Here is a 1,745-nt window from a genome sequence, read left to right as displayed (position 1 = left end):
GCGAAATCAACGCCGGGCATGATGGAAATTGGTCCGAACGATGCCCTTGGTGCGCCCCGAAGCCTCGACGTCATCAAACCAGCCCGCTTCGCCAGAAATTACCCGGTTTTTGCGGGTCTCCAGCTCTGACTTTGCATTCGCCTGCGTCGAATTGATCTCGAGGAAGAGGCCCGCTTCGAAGCGGGTTTTCTCAGGATCACTTACACTGTCAGGGTATATTATCCCAGTGACCAAGAGATTTTGCTGAGACCTCAACGAACCTATTATATTTTCGTTCGCGCCGCCTTCATAATAAGAAAAAACGCGATGCTGACCGTCTATAACGCCGATCGAATTAAATTCGCTTGGAATAGAAATGGTGGCCGGCTGGGTTGAATGAATATTTGCAGTGTCTATAGTATTTTCATTTTCATCAAGAATTTTTGTTCCTGGTGGAAGCGTTACAATAATATTATTTACAAATACTCGCTTTTGATCAACGAGATACTTCCGGATCGAATCTAGCTTTGAGCGAAGTATCATTCTTTGATAAAGGCCACTTTTGTCTCGCCAGCCGTCCCTTCGAAGAACGTACGCTCTCGCCAGTAAAGCGGAAGGCTGAATGTAGAAGGAGACGACTTTAAAGCCTTTAGGGAATTTAGAGTGGTGCTCTGGCAAAACTGAACCATTAAACGGCTCGCGCGATGCAGAGTTGGTGGTGAGCACTTTGTCAGAGAAATTTTTATAATCTACACCGAGAAATGCGAGCAGCTCGTGCTGAGCCGATTTGCGCACAGTCTTAGTCAATAGTTTGAAATACCGAACTACGCTGTAATCCATAAAAAGTGCATGGTCGATTTGAGCTTTGAGTTCAGCTTTAACTGGATTTAAGGAGCAATATAACAGAACAACCTTGATTTGGTTGTTACTATATTTAGATCCCAGTGCCGCATCGATGTCCAATGGCGCGGTGCGAGCGAACTCAACAAAACGTGCATCATCTTTCCTGATGCGATCGTACATGAGATATTTTTTCTTGGCATGCTCTGATATGTCACTTGCAGTGGTATATTCTGCAAATACAACGACATTCTCAAGTATAAAAACGTCATCAAAATCTGACGTCACGCCTTCATAGGTAAATTCGTTATCAGAAGCACTCTCAGCCCGTCGGAAACCTACTGAAGAAAATACATCACGAATCTCGCGACGGTGACGTCGTTGTAGATTCCGCTTTGCCTTCTCTTCGGCGCTGAGAACTTTTCTTTTCTTTGGCTTAAGAGGCTTACTTTTTACCATTTTCAGCCCCCACCAAATCGATTTCCACTTGTGTCCATTCCAAAGGAACCTGAGCTACCCGCTCTGTTGATCGCGGGCGACGGACGGGTTTGCCTAGAGGTCTCAGCGGCAGCACACCCTGAGCATACTGCGCAATGCGCTCTTCCGCGATCGCAAGATACGGCGCATGCCTGTCAATCCCAACTGCGTGTCGGTGATGCTTTACGGCAGCGATTGCAGTAGCCCCCGTTCCAATGAACGGATCAAGCACTGTCTCTCCGACATTACTCAGCGCAAGTACGCAACGTTCCGCGAGTTCGACGGGAAACTGGCAAGGATGATCCGTATGCTCCGGATGATTAGCTGGAGACCCGCAAAAACCGGGTAATTTCTGGCGAAGCGGGCTGGTTTGATGACGTCGAGGCTTCGGGGCGCACCAAGGGCATCGTTCGGACCAATTTCCATCATGCCCGGCGTTGATTTCGCCG

2 protein-coding genes are annotated in these 1,745 nt (G+C 48.0%); both read right to left on the bottom strand.

The annotated features are described in order from the left end of the window. Positions 1-6: 6 nt before the first annotated feature. Positions 7-1,278, bottom strand: a complete 1,272-nt coding sequence (locus V2S85_RS27050; RefSeq protein ID WP_330705867.1) for a hypothetical protein — start codon at positions 1,276-1,278, stop codon at positions 7-9. After that, positions 1,265-1,738: a DNA methyltransferase gene (locus V2S85_RS27360; protein ID WP_419198242.1), complete on the bottom strand. Its 474-nt coding sequence runs from the start codon at positions 1,736-1,738 to the stop codon at positions 1,265-1,267. Before V2S85_RS27360 ends, V2S85_RS27050 begins: the two co-directional genes overlap by 14 nt. Positions 1,739-1,745 lie beyond the last annotated feature (7 nt).

The organism is Novosphingobium resinovorum, from assembly GCF_036352595.1.
In the GTDB taxonomy this organism is placed as follows: Bacteria; Pseudomonadota; Alphaproteobacteria; order Sphingomonadales; family Sphingomonadaceae; genus Novosphingobium; species Novosphingobium resinovorum_B.
This window is presented reverse-complemented; position numbering and strand designations above follow the sequence as displayed.

Coding starts and splice junctions, on each gene's coding strand:
- V2S85_RS27050 (WP_330705867.1), bottom strand. CDS start 1,278: ATGGTAAAAAGTAAGCCTCTTAAGCCAAAGAAAAGAAAAGTTCTCAGC.